This window comes from Daejeonella sp. H1SJ63 (genome assembly GCF_029360775.1).
Taxonomy (GTDB): Bacteria; Bacteroidota; Bacteroidia; order Sphingobacteriales; family Sphingobacteriaceae; genus Daejeonella.
Genome location: NZ_JARKMZ010000007.1, coordinates 268,754 through 290,304 on the forward strand (window position 1 = coordinate 268,754; position 21,551 = coordinate 290,304).

14 protein-coding genes are annotated in these 21,551 nt (G+C 39.8%); 4 read left to right on the top strand and 10 right to left on the bottom strand.

Going from position 1 to position 21,551, the window contains the following annotated elements:
- The first annotated feature begins 59 nt into the window (after positions 1 to 59).
- Both P2W72_RS03615 and P2W72_RS03620 read left to right on the top strand, forming a co-directional pair.
- Positions 60 to 2,399, top strand: a complete 2,340-nt coding sequence (locus P2W72_RS03615) for an SLBB domain-containing protein (RefSeq protein WP_276359528.1) — start codon at positions 60 to 62, stop codon at positions 2,397 to 2,399.
- A gap of 1 nt (position 2,400) precedes the next feature.
- Positions 2,401 to 3,468, top strand: a complete 1,068-nt coding sequence (locus P2W72_RS03620) for a hypothetical protein (protein WP_276359529.1) — start codon at positions 2,401 to 2,403, stop codon at positions 3,466 to 3,468.
- 513 nt (positions 3,469 to 3,981) lie between these two features.
- On the opposite strand, the gene P2W72_RS03625 is transcribed toward P2W72_RS03620, so the two are convergent.
- Together P2W72_RS03625 and P2W72_RS03630 are read right to left on the bottom strand one after the other, a co-directional pair.
- Positions 3,982 to 4,908, bottom strand: a complete 927-nt coding sequence (locus P2W72_RS03625; RefSeq protein ID WP_276359530.1) for a glycosyltransferase family 2 protein — start codon at positions 4,906 to 4,908, stop codon at positions 3,982 to 3,984.
- A gap of 826 nt (positions 4,909 to 5,734) precedes the next feature.
- Entirely contained in the window at positions 5,735 to 6,028 is a 294-nt protein-coding gene (locus tag P2W72_RS03630; RefSeq protein ID WP_276359531.1) for a GIY-YIG nuclease family protein, read from the bottom strand.
- An 829-nt stretch (positions 6,029 to 6,857) separates the two neighbouring features.
- On the opposite strand from P2W72_RS03630, the gene P2W72_RS03635 reads away from it, so the two are divergent.
- Both P2W72_RS03635 and P2W72_RS03640 read left to right on the top strand, forming a co-directional pair.
- Positions 6,858 to 8,018 (top strand): glycosyltransferase family 4 protein, encoded by a 1,161-nt coding sequence (locus tag P2W72_RS03635; RefSeq protein WP_276359532.1) that lies wholly within the window; start codon positions 6,858 to 6,860, stop codon positions 8,016 to 8,018.
- A complete protein-coding gene (locus P2W72_RS03640; protein WP_276359533.1) occupies positions 8,011 to 9,240 on the top strand; it encodes a flippase in 1,230 nt (409 codons plus the stop codon). The genes P2W72_RS03635 and P2W72_RS03640 overlap by 8 nt, the downstream gene beginning before the upstream one ends.
- A gap of 728 nt (positions 9,241 to 9,968) precedes the next feature.
- Here the strand turns inward: P2W72_RS03640 and P2W72_RS03645 are convergent.
- The 8 genes from P2W72_RS03645 to wecB all read right to left on the bottom strand — a co-directional run bounded on the left by P2W72_RS03645 (position 9,969) and on the right by wecB (position 21,539).
- Positions 9,969 to 11,633, bottom strand: a complete 1,665-nt coding sequence (locus P2W72_RS03645; protein ID WP_276359534.1) for a capsule assembly Wzi family protein — start codon at positions 11,631 to 11,633, stop codon at positions 9,969 to 9,971.
- A 1-nt stretch (position 11,634) separates the two neighbouring features.
- On the bottom strand, positions 11,635 to 12,354 hold the full coding sequence (locus P2W72_RS03650; RefSeq protein WP_276359535.1) for a hypothetical protein: 720 nt from the start codon (positions 12,352 to 12,354) through the stop codon (positions 11,635 to 11,637).
- A 302-nt stretch (positions 12,355 to 12,656) separates the two neighbouring features.
- On the bottom strand, positions 12,657 to 14,258 hold the full coding sequence (locus tag P2W72_RS03655) for a capsule assembly Wzi family protein (RefSeq protein ID WP_276359536.1): 1,602 nt from the start codon (positions 14,256 to 14,258) through the stop codon (positions 12,657 to 12,659).
- A gap of 24 nt (positions 14,259 to 14,282) precedes the next feature.
- Positions 14,283 to 16,250, bottom strand: coding sequence for a nucleoside-diphosphate sugar epimerase/dehydratase (locus tag P2W72_RS03660; RefSeq protein ID WP_276359537.1), 1,968 nt, complete (start codon positions 16,248 to 16,250; stop codon positions 14,283 to 14,285).
- A 946-nt stretch (positions 16,251 to 17,196) separates the two neighbouring features.
- Entirely contained in the window at positions 17,197 to 18,177 is a 981-nt protein-coding gene (locus tag P2W72_RS03665; RefSeq protein ID WP_276359538.1) for a glycosyltransferase family 4 protein, read from the bottom strand.
- A 44-nt stretch (positions 18,178 to 18,221) separates the two neighbouring features.
- On the bottom strand, positions 18,222 to 19,133 hold the full coding sequence (locus tag P2W72_RS03670; protein ID WP_276359539.1) for an NAD-dependent epimerase/dehydratase family protein: 912 nt from the start codon (positions 19,131 to 19,133) through the stop codon (positions 18,222 to 18,224).
- On the bottom strand, positions 19,130 to 20,398 hold the full coding sequence (locus P2W72_RS03675; protein ID WP_276359540.1) for a glycosyltransferase family 4 protein: 1,269 nt from the start codon (positions 20,396 to 20,398) through the stop codon (positions 19,130 to 19,132). Before P2W72_RS03675 ends, P2W72_RS03670 begins: the two co-directional genes overlap by 4 nt.
- A gap of 4 nt (positions 20,399 to 20,402) precedes the next feature.
- Complete coding sequence (gene wecB, locus P2W72_RS03680; RefSeq protein ID WP_276359541.1) at positions 20,403 to 21,539, bottom strand: UDP-N-acetylglucosamine 2-epimerase (non-hydrolyzing); 1,137 nt, start codon at positions 21,537 to 21,539, stop codon at positions 20,403 to 20,405.
- Positions 21,540 to 21,551: the final 12 nt, after the last annotated feature.

Below are 21,551 nucleotides of genomic sequence, written 5' to 3' on the forward strand. Positions count from 1 at the left end.
TTAAACAGGAATGCTTATTATTTTTAATATTTATATTTACAGTTCATAAAACGATATTCATGCGTATTAAATTCTTTCTATATATACTTTGTATCGGACTGCTTTTCTCTTTTCAGCAGGCTAATGCACAGGGAAGTTTATCTCTTGATAAACTTCAAACTGTAAAAGTAAGTTTACTTACTGATGCCCAGATATCTGAGGCCTGGAAAAAAATTCAGGATCTGGGTATTCCTGAGCAGGAAGCATACAAGCTTCTGGAGCAAAGAGGAATGGATCCGATTGAAGTAAATCTCTTCAAGCAAAGAATTGGCCTGCTCGGTTTGAACAGAGGCGGAACCAAAATCGCAGAGATTGCTAAAAAAGACGATATTGATTTTAGCCGGGATACTGTTAATATCATCAATAAACCTGTGGCTATTTTAGCTGCAAAACCCGCCGGATCCTCTGAACTTGGAATTTACGGTACTGATTTTTTTAATCAGCCTAATATCAGATTTGATCCTGATTTCAATGTAGCTACCCCGAAAGGTTATGTTTTAGGCCCCGGCGATGAACTGATCATCCTGTTAACCGGACTTAATGAAAGCAGTGTCCGCTCAAAGATTAGCACAGAAGGTAATCTGCAAATACCTTATGCCGGAATAGTTTATGTAAGCGGCTTCACCATCGAACAGGCCACCAGCCTGATCAGAGCTAAGATGGCAAAAGTTTATCCTGCAATAAATACAGGCAAAAGTCAGGTTAATATTAACCTTGGAAATACCCGGACAGTAAAGATCACCCTGGTTGGAGAAGTAAAAACTCCGGGCACATATACCCTGTCATCGCTTTCCACACTTTTCAATGCCTTATATCATTCCGGGGGACCCTCACTGAATGGTTCACTTCGTAATATCGAACTTATCCGTAATAATAAAGTTTACAAAACAGTCGATTTTTACACCTTCCTTCAAAAAGGCATGATGGACGGAAATATCAGGTTAGAAGACCAGGATGTGATTAATTTTCCTGTTTATCAAAAACGGGTTTCTATTAGCGGGGAGGTTAAAAGACCTGCGATATATGAATTAAAGTCAAATGAACAAGTAGATGACCTGATCAGATATGCAGGAGGCTATACAGACATTGCTTACCGGAGCATTGCTAAAATAGATCAGATTAATGAACTCGAACGGGAAGTAAAAGATGTTCCCGAAAGCCTGTTCAGCGATTTTGTTCCGCGTAATGGTGATAAGGTTGAAATCGGTTCCATACAAAACAGATATGCCAATCGCGTAATTCTTGAGGGAGCAGTAAACAGGTCGGGAGTATATGAACTCAGTGCAGGATTAAGTCTTGCGCAGCTCTTAAAGAAAGCAGACGGCTTAAAACCGGAAGCTTATCTGGACCGGGCATATATCAAACGGACACTTCCCAACCTGGAGAAGGAATTTATCTCATTTGATCCTAAAGCCATTATGGCAGGAAAATCAGATATCCCTTTGTTAAAGGAAGATTCTATTATGATTCAGAACCGCTCTGAATTCATTACAGATCAATACGTTACTATTAATGGAAATGTTAAAAATCCGGGTACCATTCTTTACAGAAAAGGCTTGAAGCTCTCTGATGTGCTCGCGATTTCGGGTGGTCTGAATGAACAGGCGGCAGGGCATAATATTGAAATTTCAAGGATCATTAAAAATACCTCAGACAGCGTAGCTAATCAGCTGGTAGAAACCTTTACGGTTAATATGGAACAAGGCAGTCAGAATGCTAATGATATTGAACTTCAGGCACTCGATTACATCAATGTTCCAAGGCTTGTTAATTTCAGACCTTTAGGAAATATCAGTATACAGGGAGAAGTATTATTTCCGGGCGAATATGCCGTTCAGAAAAGAGATGAAACTGCCCTCGATTTTATTCAAAGAGCGGGAGGACTGAGTCCTTATGGTTCATTGGAAAGTGCACAGATTTACAGGAATAAAATCCGGGTCGATCTCGATCTTGCTCAAAGTACCATCGATCCGGCTACACGTAAAAGCATGATCCTGCTTCCGGGTGACAGTATTTATATCCCAAGAATAATCTCATTCGTACAGGTATCGGGAGCTGTCAATAATCCTCAGTATATCAGCTATCAGGGTCGCAGATTCAATTACTATATCAATTCAGCCGGTGGAATTAATGAAGAAGCCCGAATTAAAGGTGCTTATATCAAATACCCGAACGGATTGAATAAACCGGTTCGTAATTTCCTGGTTTTCAGGAACTATCCTTCGGTAAAACCGGGAAGCACAATCATTGTTCCGAACAAAAATCCTAATAACAAATTCAGATTAGGATTTGCCGAAATTTCGGGGATAACTTCTGCAGTCACTGCACTCATCGGTTTGATAGCTATATTAAACAAATAATATGAAGCAGGACAACTATCCTTACGAACCTGAATTCTCATTCAAAAAAGTGATTGGAGAGCAATGGGACAATGTATTGTATTTATGGAGCAGGAAACTAAATCTGTTTGTTTTTGGAATTATCGGTGCTTTACTGGGAATTACCTATGCATGGTTTAAGCCAATAACCTATACCTCAAGACTAAGTTTCGTGGTCGAAGAATCCAAATCAGGAGGAGGTTCACTGCTTTCAGGACTTGCAGGACAGCTTGGATTTGATCTGGGAGGTATATCAGGAACCGGGGGAGTTCTTTCAGGCGATAATGTTCAGCAATTATTGCGCAGTCATAAAATGATTAAAAATACCCTTCTAAGTCCATTCGGTGATTCAGGTAGTGTAACTATAGCTGATGAGTATGCAAGAACTGCCAAACTAAGTGAAAAATGGGGTAAAAAATATAATAACGGAAAGCCGGTTCATTTCCCGGTCGGGTCGGAAAATTATACCCGTCTTCAGGATAGTTTGCTGCAGGTGATAATTAAACGGATCAGCGATAAAGAGCTGGCCGTAGGCAAGCCTGATAAAAAACTAAGCTTTTTTGAAGCCACTGTGACCATGCATAATGAAGCACTGGCACAAATTTTTACTAACAGACTTATTGAACAGGCAAGCAGATTCTATATAGATACCAAGACCAAAAGACAGCGGAATAATGTAAACAGGCTTCAGGCAAGAGCAGATAGTATCGGATTACTTCTTAACAAAAAAACATATACCGCATCTGAGGCTAATAACATCATCCTTGACATTAATCCTGCATATCCAACTGCCAATGTGGGCATAGAACTAAAGCAAAGGGATAAAGCAGTACTGCAAACCATTTATGCAGAGATTGTAAAGAATCTCGAAATCAGCCGAACCATGCTGCTTCAGGAAACCCCGACATTTCAGATTGTTGATGAACCGGAATTACCCCTCAAAAAGAACAGAACAGGATATCTCATTTCTATAATTTATGGCGGATTGATTTCTGGAATTGCAGGAGCACTTTATTTGCTTCTTAGCAGGAAAAAAGTGGAGAATAGTTGAGAATGGAGAGTGGAGAATTACCAGCGTCCGTGGAAAGCTGGAATTTCCTAAAGATTTAGGAGGTTCCAGCTTTCGCTGGAATGACAGCCCATGGGGTGGAATAGGGAGATTCCGGCCTTCGCCGGAATCTGATTGGTATCACTTTTCTATTTTTAATGCAGGGGCTTTTTCAGGCACTACGATCCTGACGAAAGTCAGGATCTCCCCAATACTAAAAAAATGCATGTCATTCCAGCGAAAGCTGGAACCTCATTTTGCTTATCCTATAATATTGATAAAGCAGGAGGGCATGCTTTTAAAAACGTTAATAAAAGTCTCGTTTTAATTTATAGCCAGCACATTTGACTAAAAGTTTAATTTTAACCGGACAACAATGGTTGAGAATTGAGAGTGAGAAATAAATACCCAAGATTTTGACTATACCATTTAAGTTGAAATCCCATTTGCTCATTCTTCTCCCATCGACAAATAGACAAATCGTCTCATTGATAAATCATACTCATTTGCTAATTCTTACTTCCACTTCCCTCTAAAAAACATCCTTAGTGCAATTTTCTTTTCCAGATAAGATTTCCCTTTTAGTTTCAAAAAGCGTTTAAAAAGTTCATCTTGTTCCTTGCTTAGTTTATCCTGAAAGACTTGATAGAACTCAGAAGCAAAACTAATCTGATCTTCAAAAAGATCATTCTTCTTAAAGGAATGGACAATCTCAGAAAATAGTCGCGTAAACCTTCCTTTCCTCTTGAAATCACCGACGTCGGTTGCATTATTTCTGTGACTCCGGTAATAGATCTGAGGGTCGGGTACTATTTCTGCCTTGCCAAAAGTATACGCTATCATCGACATCCAGGTATCGTGATTCAATGTACCATTTTCAGGTATAGTTGAAAAATAAGTCCTCATAGCAGGATTCATCAGCATGGTACAGCCATTGACAAAGCAACCAAAAAACAGCGTTCCCAGACAATAATGATATCCACCCTGACCCAGTTCGTCGCGGAAAGAGTTGTTAATGATATTTTTATCCTGATCAACCAGAATAAGATCTGAATACACCATTACAGGATGTTCCGCATCATCTATCTTTTGCAGATATTCGGCGGCCAACTCTAATTTTGATGGAAGCCATACATCGTCCTGATCTGAAAGTGCGATATAATTTGCCGGAGCACAAAGTGAAACTGCCTTCTTAAAATTCCCGATAAAACCCAGCCTGTTTTCATTTACATAATAACTGAGCAGCCCACCACGACAGTACCTTTCAAGAATTTCTATGGTTCCGTCAGTAGATTGATCATCACAAACAATAATTTCAACAGGCTTCAGCGTTTGAGAGAGAATTGAATCTAACTGCTCTTCCAAATACTTTTCACCATTGTATGTGGCCATGGCAACAGATATTGAAGGATATTCAGAGATTCTCTGTTCAGTTTTAATCATTCTTCTGAAATATTAAGGTGCTGGAGCCGGCATACAGCCGTTGACATTAACCCAACTAAATTAAGAAATTAAATATAGATTGCTGTTCCCGACTCCTCTTGTCATAGTTGTTACTGAAATGCTACCAGCCGGAGTTGTCATCCCTGCCTGCCGGTAGACCAGGCTGAACAGAGTGAAGGATCTTCGTATTTTGAATCGATATCTGTTCTTAAACAAGGAAGTTCCCTCTGCTGCTAAAGGGCAGCATTCGGGATGACACTACCTTTGATGTGATTTTTATTTAAGCTGCAAGTTTGATGTCATCCTGAACAAAGAGAAGGATCTTCGTATTTTGAATCGATATCTGTTCTTAAACAAGGAAGTTCCCTCTGCTGCTAAAGGGCAGCAGAGGGATGACACTACCTTTGATGTGATTTTTATTTAAGCTGCAAGTTTGATGTCATCCTGAACAAAGAGAAGGATCTTCGTATTCTGAATCGATATCTTTTCTTAAACAAGGAAGTTCCCTCTGCTGCTGAAGGGCAGCATTCGGGATGACACTACCTTTGATGTGATTTTTATTTAAGCTGCAAGTTTGATGTCATCCTGAACAAAGAGAAGGATCTTCGTATTCTGAATCGATATCTGTTCTTAAACAAGGAAGTTCCCTCTGCTGTTGAAGGACAGCATTCGGGATGACAAACTCTTGATTTGATTTTAATTTAAGCTGCAAATTTGATGTCATCCTGAACAAAGAGAAGGATCTTCGTATTCTGAATCGATATCTTTTCTCAAACAATGAAGTTCCCTCTGCTGTTGAAGGACAGCATTCGGGATGACACTACATTCATTTGAATATTATTGTATGCCAGTTTGGGTTCGTTCTGACAATCAAGATTTCCTTCTTAGATCTTCTCCAACCTTTAATTTCTTTTTCCCTCATGATTGCTTCGTTAATATCAGAGAAACATTCAAACCAGATGAGATTATAACAAAAATATCGCCCGGCAAAAGAGGCCTTTTTCCCTTTGTTTTCATAATGCTCAGAAAGTCTTCTTTCAATATCATTTGTTACCCCGATATACAGTACTGTTTTGTCAGGATTAGTAGTTATATAAACATAATACTCATAATTCCACATAAAATAAAATTATTCAATATGGTTAGTAAAAATTGGAGATTCGTTTTTGTGGTAGCTATAATTGAGAAAAAGGTATTACCCTGATTAGCCTTATAATTACACTTTTCGGACTGCCGTCCTGAACAAATTGTAGAATCTGCAATTTTTTGCAAGGATACCTATCTTTTAATAAGGAAGTTCCCTCTGTTGTAGAAGGACAGCATTCGGGATGACACTTATCTTAATATGATTTGATTTTTATTTAAGCAGTATATTTTCTGTCATCCTGAACAGAGTGAAGGATCTTCGTGCTCTGAAGTGATATCTATTCTCAAACAATGAAGTTCCCTCTGCTGTTGAAGGACAGCATTCGGGATGACAAACTCTTGATTTGATTTTTATTTAAGCTGCAAGTTTGATGTCATCCTGAACAAAGAGAAAGATCTTCGTATTCTGAATCGATATCTGTTCTTAAACAAGGAAGTTCCCTCTGCTGTTGAAGGACAGCATTCGGGATGACACTACCTTTGATGTGATTTTTATTTAAGCTGCAAGTTTGATGTCATCCTGAACAAAGAGAAAGATCTTCGTATTCTGAATCGATATCTGTTCTTAAACAAGGAAGTTCCCTCTGCTGCTGAAGGCCAGCCTTCGGGATGACAAACTCTTAATTAGTCAGAAAACAAACCTTCTAATTGAGATATTCTATAACTCTATTCAAATAATTAAAAGCACTTCTTTTTGAAGCTCCCTTTAAATCACTAATTTTAAAAGAAAATACAGATTTCAGTTTCCCTTTAAATCCAGCTAACGGACAGGTATCAAATAACAAGCTGCTGTCAACACCTGCATGAAACAAAAACCCACCTTTGTTACCATATTCACAGATACAGAAAATTTCCACCTGGTTAAGGATGTTGGTCAGCTGCCGTATTTCATGTACAAAACAGAAGGGTATGATGCCGGACTGATCACTTATAAGAATAATAAAGAATATCCCTACCTGAACCATGAAGTAAAGGGATTAAAGCTTTCATTCATCCCTGACAAGGGTCGCTTTCTTTATTTTGAATCCGGAATCTTATCCTATTTATGGTCCAATTCAAAGTCCATCGATGTCTTAAATCTGTTCCACTTCAAAAAAGATCATTTACTTTATCTGCTTATTTATAAAACACTTAATCCGAAAGGAAAAGCTTATATCAAGCTGGATATGGACATCCTTTTCTTCAAGGATTATAATGCTTTCCTATATTCTAAATATTCTTTGAAAAACTACCTTCTGAAAGGTATCACAAAATGGATCTTCAAACTAACAGATATTTTCTCCGTTGAAACTGAAGAAGCCAGATCCTATCTCCTGGAAGTATATCCCCGACTGGAACAAAAACTAATTTACATACCCAACGGGGTAGATAATCTCTATATGGATAAAGCAATAAAATTAAAATCCTGGGAAGAAAAAGAGAATATCATCATCACAGTTGGCAGAATAGGAACCTTTCAAAAAAATACCGAATTATTATTGGAAGCCTTAAAAGATGTTGAATTGAAAGACTGGAAGGTATATATTCTGGGTCCTGTTGAAGAATCCTTTCAGGGCTATGTGGACGGGTATTTTAAGACTAATCCGCATTTAGTACAGCGCATCATCTTTACCGGTAATATCACCGACCGTAAAGAGCTTTTTGAATGGTATAACAGGGCGAAAATATTCTGTTTAACATCACGGTTTGAAGGTTTTCCGATCACCTTCCCTGAAGCGCTCTATTTTGGGAATTACATCATCAGCAGTCTGGTTTCAAGTGTAAATCAAATTACAAATAATGGGCAATATGGCAGGATAGTAAAATCTTACCCCAGGGAGTTTGCTGCAGCAATCGGGGAAAGTATAGCAGACGACTTCCTGACTGCTGAACGATTTGAAGATACCCGCAGATTCTCAAGAATCAATTTCACCTGGCCAAGTATTATTAAAAAACTGTCTGATAAACTGAAGAAAGATGCGTAAACAATTGCTTAAAGACTCAGCAATATATTTAAGCGGAAGTATCATTGTTCAGACCCTTGGCTTTATCGGACTGATCTTTCTGATGCGCTTTTTACCGGTAGAAGAGTACGGAAAATATACCTATATCATTGAGGTTATCTCCATTTTTGCCTTTTTCTCTGATGGAGGATTTACCCAGCATATCATCAAAGAGAGCAGCCAAAATCCCGGGTCTGTTGAAAAAATATATGCAAAAGCACAATCAGCACAGCTACTGATCAGTGGGTTGATGCTCGCTCTGATCCTCTGTATCAGCTATCCCACAAACTCAGTACAGGACTTTTATTATCTCTCCATATTTGGCCTGAGTGTAGTAATCAGTGCGTACTTCGCACCGATGCTAGCCGTTCTGATTGCAGCAGGCAGAAAAGACCTGATTTTTATTAAGGATGTAGTTTTAAGTATCCTAAGAATCCTGTTTATTCTGCTTGGGATTTATCTGAAGGCCCCATTCTCCTACTTTATCTACCTTGGTTTTATTAACGGTATCGTGCTGTTCATTCTTTTCCTCTATACCAAAGGACAACAGGAGTTTAAGCACATGTTAAACTTTAAGCCGGCTATTGCTGACAGTATCGGCTTTATCAGGCATGGGTTCTTATTTACCATCCTGATGGCTGCCAATGTGGTATACAACAAAATAGATATTATCATGCTTGAGAAAATGATCGGAAGCGTGGAGGTAGCTTATTATTCCGGGGCAACAAGATTTATCTATCCCTTTATGTTTATTTCAGGTGCATTTATGACTGCTGTTTTTCCAAAGCTTGCCAGACATTCAGAAGAGAGGGATAAATTCAGAAATATCCAGAATCTGGCGCTTTATTATCTTGGAGGGATCGGAGTAGTACTAAGCACCTCACTCTATTTAGGTGCAGACATCCTGTTCGAATTCTTTTTTGGGAATAAATACGACTTCTCAATACCCGTATTTAAGGTATTGGTTTGGTATCTGGCCATTGTTTTCATTTATGGACCGATCAGTAATAGCCTGGTGGCCAAAAATAAGATTGTATTTCTGGTATACCTGAATCTGATCATGATGATGATGAATGTAGTCATGAATTTCTTTCTTATCCCTGAGTATGGTGCAAAAGGAGCTGCTATGGCTACAATTGTTTGTGAGATACTGATACTGGTTTCGGCACTCGCGTATTGGAGAAGAACTGAAAGCAGGAATTAAACAGAAACTGGTTTTATCCCTTACCACCGAAAAATTGTACCATTCTTTTTGTCAGCAATGACCAATAACAACCGCAATACACTATTGCCTGTCATTGCTGTAGAGGCACGACGAAGCAATCTCATGAAAAAGGCCAGACCCTGCATCAGCAGATTTCTCTTAGCAGCAATTAAACTTCTCAATATACAATCCTACCCGCTCGTTCGACCTGTCTGCCGGCAGGCAGGAATGACGTGCTTCGCTGGCCTTGCACTGTGAATATTTGATAGAAACAAATTTTGACTATGCATTAAGGTGGCGGGTCAAGCCCGCCATGACAGCGAAATGTTTAGGGAATGAGGAGATTCCGGCCTCCGCCGGAATCTCCCCTCTCTCAAAATACCGATTGTCATCGTGGCGAAAGCCACGACCCCGTTCTCTTTAATACTAACTTATCATCGTGACATCCCCAAGACCTCATATACCATAATTTAGACCACAATTTTGTCATCCCTGATGAGGAACGAAGAGGGACCTTCGCACTGTTTAAAACAAATTGCTTTATTGATAATTTCTACCTTCCTCCTGATAAGATCCTTCATCGCCTTCAATATCGCCGTAAAATCAAAAAATCATTGGCTCCTCAGGATGACACAGTGCATTAACGAAATGTGGAGGTTTGTTTCTTAGTCCTGATTAAATTGGCAAACCCTATCAGGGACATACAAAAATTCTTAATTCTTAATTCCTCAAAACCTATACATCAGCCCAAACTTCACCTGATAATTCAGCCTGTCCCAACCGGTATGAAAGTATTCAGGAGTACGACCATAGAGTACATACTGATAATTGAGTGACCGTATCATAGCCCCCTTTACACTAAATACCAGATTCTTATAATCCCAGTCGGCTGAAAGGGCAGCACTCATATCCACATACTTTTTTCGGTAATCCGGTGGATCGTTGTACATCTGATAATAGAAATCATTATTATGCAGATAGCGCTCAAACTGAAGTCCTATTCTTTTCAGGCCTTTAAACCAACTGATGTCAAGCGACTGCAGATTACTTCCCGGACCAATACCCGCTCCCAATACCTGCCCCATATGAGTATAGCCCTGCCTGATTACTGAACTGGTATACCAGCCTCCCTTTTCCGGAATATAGGCCTGCTGCAATTCCGTAAATTCCAATGAAGTTTGTATATATTCTCCCGGACGCTTATTCAGAGGTGTAATTTTCCTGATGCCAAGTAAATAAGCCGCCGACCTGTCGGGTTCTTTTAGAAAAGAACTGAGAAATTGCTTACCCTGATGTCCGTATTCTCCGTAGACCTCTGCATTCGCTTCCTGCAATACCCAGCGAAAGAACAGGCTGGAATACCGGTCCCTGATGGATGCAGCCTCTATGCTTTCAAAAGGAAGCAGTACCGGAAGGAAATCCGAGATTCTCTTTCCCGCATCCTGATGATACATCTGCGATACCTGGCTTGCCCCGATAAACAATCCCCGAACCCCTTTAGGATTATAAGTGAATACAAATCCTGAAAGAAAGCGCCAGTCATCTCTTTTGGGGATATAAAGCGATTGACCGTTATACACCCTGTTTTCCTGCGGAGCTAATATCCCGGAATTTTCCAGACGACCTGCAATCAGCTGTGCTTCAAATGAACCGATCGGAGTTTGAACGGGCCGGCTGGTATTCAGGGTAAGATGCTTAAAACCCGGTGCATTGTTACTCATCAGCAGTGAACTCCTTCTCCCCGGACCCCACCAAAGATTTTCATTGGAAATACCAACAGAAACCGGATCAAAAGTTAAACGTACGCTGCTCTGTCCCCAGAATAATTTTGAATAAGGATCTTCTCCGTAACGTTCCGTGATATCCGATACATTAAAATAATTCTGGTAATACTTTGCCCAAACTACATCATACTGCTCAGACGGGAAGCCCTCATATTCTAAATTCTCTGCATAGACATACTCCGGTTTCAATTGAACACTCAATGGACCATATTTGAAGAAGGCTCCGAAACTCAATTGAGTCTGATTTCCCTTTGCAGGAATCAGGGCTCCGTCATTCCAGTCATAAGGAAGCAGAGAATTATACTGCTGCTGCAGACTTAATGGCAATAACTGAAAATATGCCTTATCCCCCGACCAGCTTAAACGGCTCTTAAACTTTAAAAGGCTATTTTCTGCTGAAAGAGTATCCATTCCTGATTTCAATTGATCTCCGGCAAAAAGAGGCCTGATCGTAAAGGAAATGAGTGAATCCCTGTTGCCCAGCAATTGCTCCCTGCGATAGGAATCTTCCAGCACCGGCATACCTACCGGCAGCGTCTGTGCATAACTTATTCCCTGGATCAGCAGGACAGCTAAGAGAATCGTCAATAAGGCCTTTTTCCGCATCATATTATCTGAATTCAATTGCCTTTATACTGATATTATCCACCGACCAGCTTTCATTGCAATTTTTATTGACCATATCCGGGTCCTCAAGCTGAGCAAAGCATCCTATATCCAGAGTGCTTCCGGTATGTTCAATAGTACGCAGTATCCGATACAAAGAGGTACCTCCTTTAGAATCCTTTAGTTTACAGGCACCCGGCAGATCGGTTTTAATAGCATTACTATTGGGCTTGTTATTAAAGAATACAAATCCACCATTAACATGAGAGGGTTGCAATACCGGAAAAGCCTGTGAACAATTCGTACACAAACCATTCGCAAAGGTTGAATAGATTGCACTCCAGCCATCAATATTCATAATCCAGATATCCGGTCCTTCGGGTTTTACCGCATTACCATCCCAGGTATCGTGTATATACAGGTCAAAACTAATCTGAACCATATTATGTTTCGGTAAACTATCCAATCGCAAATCAAAGCCATTTTCAGAATACCTGCCGATTACCTTCGATCCATTGTACTCCCCGATTTTACCATTTATGATCTTCGCCAGACTACCATTCTCAAAATCATTATGATAGATAATCGTATCCTTCTGCAGGCCCTTGCAGGATGCGAAAGCGAGTATGATCAGAATACTCAGAATGATATAGCGGAACCGGTTATTCATAGTATTGAGTATTGCGTAATGAGTATTGCGTATTGCGATTAAATTGTGCTTCATTTCCCGATATCGGTTTACTATCAAAAAAATACAATTCAGCACAACCCCTGGGCGTCACGCTTGTCCCCTCCGGAGGGGCCAGGGGGAGGATTTACATTCGACCTCCCCCTCCTTTGCACTTTTCCCTTCGCGCCCCCCTCCAAAGGGGGACAGGAATTCTGCTTCAATTATTATTATTCATTTTAAACCCTAAATTCCATCATTCATCATTCACCTCTTTACCACTGATCTGAATAGGAACCTCGTAATTCGTAATTCGTAATTCGTAATTCGTAATTCGTAATTCTTAATTCTTAATTGAATCAAAACCTATAAACCACCCCCACCTCCCCATTCACATGAAAAACATTCCTATTCGCTGAACCATAAGGCCCCGACATCCACTGATAATTCACCGACTCTATCGCCTGCAGCTTCGCATTCAAAATAAACTTCTTATAAGTCCAATTACCCACTGCAGCCGCACTTAAATCAATCCATGGGCCATAGCCATAAACATTGGCAAGATCTCCGTTATGCTCATAACGTTCCAGTTGTAAACCTATTCTTTTCAAACCCTTAACCCAGCTGACATGCAAAGATTGAAGATTCCCGCCCGGGCCAATCCCGGCACCCAGAACTTCTCCGCGATTGGTATAGCCATGCAATACCTGACTATGCATATACCATTCACCGGCATCCCTGAGAATACGATCAATAGCCTGCTCCATATGAGTTAATTCTACCCCTATCTGAACGTATTCATCCTTTCTGCTTTTATAAGAAATCAATTTATTCATTCCTATGGTATAAGCCCTCGAATGCTCCGGACTCATCAGAAAATCACGGGTATTATAAGAATGATCATTCAGACCGTACTCAAAATATACCTCCGCACGGGAATTAGCTAAAAGCCAGCGGGCAAAGACAGAAGTCAGCTGATCTCTTCTTTTAGCATCCTCATTGGTATTTACTTTCTGAAAAGCCTGAAAGAGCGGCAGATAATCCCCAAAACCACTATCCATATCCTCATGATAAGTCTGGAAACTTCTGGTCAGACCCAAAAACAAACCCGGAACCCAGCGGGGCTGATAGCTGAATACCATCCCTGATAAATACCTCCAGTCATCCGGCAGGCCTGGGGTATAACCTGAACCTTCCAGTCTTGCCGCAATAATCTGTGCTTCAACAGAGCCAATAGGGGTGCGTACAGGACGGGTAGTATTTAAAGTCAAATGCTTAAATCCGGCTGCGGTATTCGACATCAGGATGGAATTCTGCATACCCGGCCCCCACCAGAGATTTTCATTCGAAATACCGATTGAAAGCGGATCAAAATTCAGACGAATACTGCTTTGCCCCCAGCTTAGTTTTGAATAAGGATCATTACCGAAGCGAACCGGAAGATCTGCCATACCGTAATGAGAAAAGTTTTCTTTAAACTTAGCATTAGCCGCAAAAACATACTCCGGTTTGATCTGAATACTCAGCGGACCGGAATTGACAAAAAAACCGGCAGTCAGATAGGTCTGATATCCCTTTGCAGGAATCATCAGACCATCATTACGATTGTATGATGGATTTCCGCTATAGCGATGCTGCCATGAAAAAGGAAGAAGAAGAATACTGCTTTTGCCTGAAGCCGACTGGAAAATATTTTTACCCGGGTTTAAGAGACTATCGGATTCATTTCCCCTTCCTTTCTGTATGAAAGCAGGAGAAAGCGGACGAATGGTAAAGGAAAGAGTGGAATCCAGCTCTCCATTCAATTGTTGTCTCCGATAATAATCTTCGAAAGGCTGGAATCCAACAGGAATACTTTGGGCAAAAACAGGTGCAGAGAAAAAAACAGAGATTAAAATTAATCCAAAAAGGAAAGACCTTTGATCAGGTCTCAGGAGAATGTATGTATCTCTGCGTACCAATACAATAGCTGAATGAGGGTTTAATTAAATATTAGTAATCGTTTTGACCGGAGTATCTATACGATTATCTAACTCCTCATAGATCGAATTATTGCTCTTAAACTCAGGTACAATCTCCTTCATTTTAACAACCACCTGGCGGTCTTTATATTCACAACTCAATTTAATCAGTTCTCGGATATGCTCATTGATGGTCTGGAAATGATACTCCCGAACCTGAGCCACCATAATCTTCTCATGATGAGTCGGCATGGTATTTTCCATGTCATTTAATAATTCCTCATAGAGCTTTTCCCCGGGTCTTAGTCCTGAAAATTCGATGGCAATATCCTGATGAGGAACCAAACCCGATAAACGGATCATCTTTTTGGCCAGTTCCACAATTTTAACGGATTTACCCATATCGAAGATAAAGATCTCACCTCCTTCTCCCATCGACCCGGCCTCCAATACCAAACGGCAGGCCTCGGGTATAGTCATAAAATAGCGGGTAATTTCAGGATGGGTCACCGTAATCGGGCCGCCTTTCTGAATCTGGGCCTTAAAACGGGGAATGACAGAACCATTGGATCCGAGTACATTCCCAAAACGGGTGGTAATAAATTTGGTATTCACCCCCGAACGGTCCTGGTTCAGATGGCTGAGTCCGTTGGTATAAATTGCAGGTTCCTGATATTTAAATGAATTAAAGAGCGACTGAACATAGATCTCAGCAATCCTTTTGGAAGCCCCCATTACATTGGTTGGGTTAACGGCTTTATCAGTTGAGATCATCACAAACTTCTCAACTCCATACTTCACTGATAGATCTGAAACTACCTTAGTTCCCATTACATTCGTACGCACTGCCTCTCCGGGATTATGTTCCATAAGAGGAACATGTTTATAGGCAGCTGCATGGTATACATAATGTGGCTTAAATGTTTGAAACAAAAGTTCCATCCTGCATTGATCCCGTACATCACCTATAAAAGAATGAAAATTATTATTCAGATTATTTTCCTGCAACTCCAGTTGAAGTTCATGTAAAGGGGTTTCACTCTGATCATTCAAAATAATCATCTGAGGTAAAAACTGGGATATCTGCCTTACAATCTCAGATCCGATTGAGCCTGCAGCACCGGTAACTAATACACGCCTGCCTTTTAACTGATCGCCAATGATATCATTATTAATCTCGATGGGTTCACGTTCCAGCAGATCCTCAATTTTAATATTCTGCAATTGTTTGCTGGAAAGCTGTCCATTGATCCAGGAACGAACCGGAGGCAGGGTTAATACCTTTACGTCATTCTCAAGACAAATATCCACAATTCTATTTTTTCGTTCAGATGGAATACTCTGGGATGCTATGATCAAATCCTCTATTTTTTCCTGCTTAACAAGCGATAAAAAGTCGCGGGTATGATAAATCTTAATCCCGTCTATTGCTTTGCCTGACTTTCGCTCATCGTCATCAATAAAGGCTGTAAGCAACATATTCACTTTGTTATCATGATCCAGAGTTCGCTTTGCAGCAATACCGGCCTCACCTGCACCATAGATAATTACCCTTTGCTTATCCATGCGAAAATTCTTTATGTACATAAAGAAGTATTTCACCATAATTCTGTAGGTAATCAGCAATAAAAAACCGGTCAAGCCATTAATAATAAGTATTACATTGGAAATATAGGGTTCCTTACCAAAGCTGAGCAGGATTAGATTCACTATAAAAAACAGGCCATTACTAATCAGAACAGAGAAAAGTATCCTGAATGAATCCTGCGCACTGGTATATCTGATAATACCTGCATAAGTCTTAATACTTAAAAAAACAAAACTGTTTAGAACCGTAAATATCAATACATTACGACTCAATTCAGCAGAATTGATTTCTTCAATATTCAAATTATATTTCAGGAAATACGCGAAACAAAGGGAAAATCCGCAGACAAAAAGATCCAGACAAAAGATGATCCAGCGCGGTACGATGTTGATATGGTTAAACAAGGCTGTTTTCTTGGTTTATTAACAAATATAGTATAATTACTTATTCATTGGAATGTAATATTTTTTTTGAGGGGATGTTTAGTAGTAGTATTAAATGTCAACCGTGTCATTTATGCCTGTCACAGGCAGGCTTGTAATGACAAATAGCAGTCACAATCCTCCACTATTACTTGTCATTACGAGCCTGCCTGCCGGTAGGCAGGGAGGCTCGACGAAGCAATCTCATGAAAAAGCCAAGCCTTTCATCAACAGATTTCTCCTCGCCTGAAATACAGTTTTCAATAGAACAATCCTACCCGCTCATTCGAAAAATAATATGAAAATCAGAAACTCCTATTTGTTAATTCACTTTTGTCATCCCGACAAAGGAGGGATATTCGTACTGTGTATCGTCCTAAAGCAAGACAGGTTTTATAAATTCTGCTATAAGTTGAAAATACTAACAAGAGCCAAGTTATCCCGCTCTTTGCCGCGGAGGCAAGGTACTTTTTGCTTGATCAAAAAGTACCCAAAAAATCAAGAAAGAACGAAGCTTCCACCGCCAAGGGCAAAACACCCGGCCCGCCGTTCTTTCATCCCTGCGCTCAGAAATCCTGATTAATTTAAAATGATTACCATTCATGGAAATTATAAAGGGTGCTGAAGTGAGGGCCAGCGTTTAGGAATGTTTATCCACAAACGGCTGCGTACAGGGCTATAAATATCTTTGCAAAGACAGCAGTAGTGTTTACCGCCCTGTCCCTGCCTACCGGCAGGCAGGCGATGCCGCAAAAAAAGGTTAATGAAAGGATACTGCTTGAACTAGCTAAAAATGGAGTTTTTCAGTTGACAACCCGATAGTTATCGGGTCGACAAATTGCCTCATTGACAAATCCGGATTATCAACAAATGAACTCCTAATCCAGCCATGTATTCAGATTGAAAATTGAACCACCCTTCCATTTGCTCATTTGCTAATTTTCTCATTTGCTAATCCCCTCCCCATCAAACGCTCCCTCCCCTCCACAACAAACCTCATCCCCACAAAAGCAAGTCCTGAAAGCAGGATAAAAACCAGAAAAGCTAATGAATCCCAATCGGAGTAAATAATCAGTAAATTGACAAGACCTTGTACAAGCATATATAATGACGAAACCTGCAAATGCGGCCAGCCCTTCACATTAGCCAGGTATTGATAAAAATGGCTGCGATGGGCCTCAAAGATATTTTCCCTGCGGATTAATCTGAAAATAATGGTACTCACTGTATCCAGTCCATAAATTAAAAGCAGACCGATATACTTCAGATCTCCGCTTTGGATAATCAGCAATAAGAGAAAGAAAATAATGATAAAAGCTATACTTACACTTCCCACATCTCCGGCAAAGCATTTAGCCTTTTTTCTGAAATTAAAAAAACTGAATACCAGAAGCGCCAAAGCCGATACCATCAGCCAGTCACTTTTTATGAATGAAATATGCGACTCATTGATAAAATATAAGCTGAGTATCGTTATCAGGCTGTAGGCCCCGGTTATCCCGTTAATTCCATCCATGAAATTACAGGCATTAATGGTACCGATAACCAGAATATAAACCGGAATAATAATCCAAAGAGGATAGGTCATTAAATCTGTCTGCATAAATAGTAAGGAGACTGAGATCAGATGAACCAGAAGCCGGAGTTTATTCGCCAGGGGCTTCAGATCATCATAAAAGCTGATCAGACTGATCAGCAATAAACCTGAAGTAAAAAGAGGGTAATCAAAGCCGTTCAGCAGGAAATGAAGGAGGAGGGCAAGAGGAAATACAATACCCCCACCACGTATGGTGATTTGGTTATGAGAGCTGCGGTGATTGGGTTTATCCGTTATTTGAAAATGAACCGCCAGCCTGAAATAGAGTAAGAGGCAGAAGTATAATAACGGCAGATAGATGAGATACAACATTCTGCAAACTTATTCAATTCATAGAATTAAACAAGGCCGGTAAATTATTTGGATTGAGTTTGAAAGGAACGTATAGTTTGTATAATGCCATCCCTGGCTTTTACCGGAAGTTCCTTCCCTAAGGCCTGTCTGAGTTTTGAAGTATCAACAACATAGTTCTCGGTTAATTTATTCAAACGCTCAGTGGTCAATGGAAGTTTTAGTTTATCTCCCATACCCGCCAGTAAACGAATAAATCGAGGATTGATCTTCCATAATCCGGGATTTCGACCAGAGGCCAGTGCAATTAATCGGATTAACTCATTGGTAGAAATTGTCTCATCATCGGCTACATGATAAACGCCCGATGGAATATCATCACGTTCCAGCAATTCCCGGATTACGAAACAAAGATTCTCAACGCTTAAGAATGAACGCTTATTCTCAAAAGCCGCAAGCGGATAGGGAATTCCATTTGAAATCAGTTTATACAATAAATTCAGATTACCTTTATTCCCCGGACCGTGGATCATACAGGGACGGAGGATATAATAAGACTTATCTTCGGGTAATGGCTGATTACGGATATACTCTTCGGCCATCAGCTTGGATTTTCCGTAATGTGTATTCGGATTGGGAAAATCACTCTCAGAAAGCACTCCATCTACCTGATCTGCTACAGCTTTTACTGAACTCACATAAATAAATTTTTTGACATCGGATACTAGAAAAGCATCAAACAACCTTCTGGTGAATTCAAAATTAATCTCATAATAAGGTGTTGGATCTGAAACCTTTTCCAATGCATGAGCCTTACCTGCTAGATGTATAATTGAATCACTTTGGTCTATTTTAGAAAAGGCACCGCTTCCAAGTTCATCCCTTGTTAAAGGAACATAATTTATTGTTGAACCTTGTAAATAATGGATTAGATTTTTACCAACAAATCCAGTAGAACCCGTAATTACTACCGTCATTTGGAATTTAGCATTTTATTTCCGAGATCTACATATTGCTTCGTCACAATATGTCTTGAGTAAGTGTTTTCAATATGATCAAATCCATTTTTTCCAAGAATTTGAAGCTCAGATTTGTCAAGCAAAAGATTATGAATAATCCGTTCAATTTCCCTGCATTGATCTTCAATTTGTCGGTCATGGATAAGATAGGCACAATCTGTAGGCTTCAGAAAATTACAGATAGGTGTGTTTTCGCCTGACAAGATTAGCAATGGCTTACTGCAAGCCATAATGGTATATACTTTTGAGGGGAATCCCTGGCCTTCCATTTCAGGTGACATGAATATAAAATGAAGATCGGCAAAAGCAATTAGTGAAGGCATTAATTCTCTTTTCTGATAGGGCACCAAATGAATATTTTTCAGATCCAACAACCTGATCTGTTCTTCAAGATAAGGCTTCATGACACCTTCGCCAATTACCCAGAATTCAACATCTTTGTCTGAAAGATTTTTAGCTACTCTCAGCAAGGGCTCCCAGGCTTGGGCATGCCCAATATTCCCCGCATACATAATCTTTAGGCAAGAGTTTTTTTCTTGAAAACAATGCGAATCCAGGTTATGGTCAAAATGAGCCAAGGGCTTGTAAAGTTCAGTATCTACAAAATTGGGGATTATACTTAATTTACTCTTATCATTAAAGCGATCTTTAATGGTACGATAAAATATATCATCAATTGTTGTCACTGCATCAGAATGATTATAAACTTTTCTTTCCAGCCACTTCAGGAAACTGATTACAGGTTTTAATTTCAATTTACCCTGATTAATCAAAAAGTCAGGATAAATTTCCTGTACATTATAAACAACTTTTGCCCCTTTGATCTTTCCTATCAATAAATTAATGATACCAATGGTTAATGGTGGGGAAGGTGAAAGGATCAGGTTTATATCTTTCTGTAGCAGACCCAGAAAAAATGACAAAACATGCCAGTAGATAAATCCAATAATTCTTAGAATTGAGCTCCTGAACTTCTTCTGAGGAACATGCAATACCCGAATACCATTAAAATCACTTTCATAGAAAAGCCCTAAAACCTTTTTCTTAAGTGGTTGTTTTACGAGTTCAGAAGGAAGCACATTATAGTGAGGAGTAGTAGTCAAAACAAGCACTTCATAGCCCTCTTCCCTGAATCTTAGCGCGATATCATTGTAAAGATAGGCAGTTGATACTCCATCCGGACTAAATACGATACTATGTATTAAAACTTTCCTGATTACCACTGATTTATTCTGACCAAACTACCCGTTTGATATAATCAACATAGCTAATAATAATCTTTACCATTTTGTCAGAAACATTCGGCATAGAATAATCTGATACTAAACGAAAGTTCCTTTCTTCACCTCGCTTTTGAGCTTGGATTTGTTTTAAACCCTGCAAGATTCTTTCCGGATTTAAACCTACCATCATCACTGCAGCTTCTTCCATTGCTTCAGGACGCTCATGTGCCTCTCTGATATTCAATGCAGGGAAATTAAGGATAGATGATTCCTCAGAAATAGTCCCGCTATCTGATAAAACTGCATATGAATTCAACTGCAAGGCATTATAGTCATTAAACCCCATAGGCTTCAGGAATTGTACCCCGGAATGCATTTTGACATTCATTTTATCAATCATCTTTTGAGTTCTGGGATGAGTACTCACAATGATCGGCATCTTATATTTCTCGGCAATCAGATTTAAACTCAGCATCAGACCTTCAAAATTCTTTGGATTGCTGATATTTTCCTCCCTATGTGAAGAAACCACAAAGTATTCTTGCATTTTCAGATTCAGACGCTGAACAATATCAGAAGCTTTGATACTCGGGAGATAATGGTTTAATACCTCAAACATAGGGGAGCCTGTCTTTATAATCCTGTCGGCAGGCAGACCCTCTCTGAGTAAGTATTCTCTGGCAATATCACTATAGGTAAGATTCACGTCTGAGATATGATCCACAATCTTACGATTCGTTTCCTCAGGCACTCTCTGATCAAAGCAGCGGTTTCCCGCCTCCATATGAAAAATCGGTATATGACGTTTTTTTGCAGGTATTGCACAAAGACAACTGTTAGTATCACCCAATACCATGAAAGCATCAGGCTTTTCACTTTCCAGTAAGGGGTCAATCTTAATCAGGATTTGACCTATGGTTTCAGTGGCAGTAGCCCCTGCTGCATTCAGAAAAAAATCAGGCTTACGAATACCCAAATCATCAAAGAATATCTGATTTAATTCATAATCGTAATTCTGTCCGGTGTGTACAATAATATGCTCTATGGCATCAGACTCATCAAGCTTAGCCACTACCCTGGATAACCTGATAATTTCAGGCCGGGTACCGACAACGGTCATCACTTTAAGTCTTAATTTCATATAATAAATCGG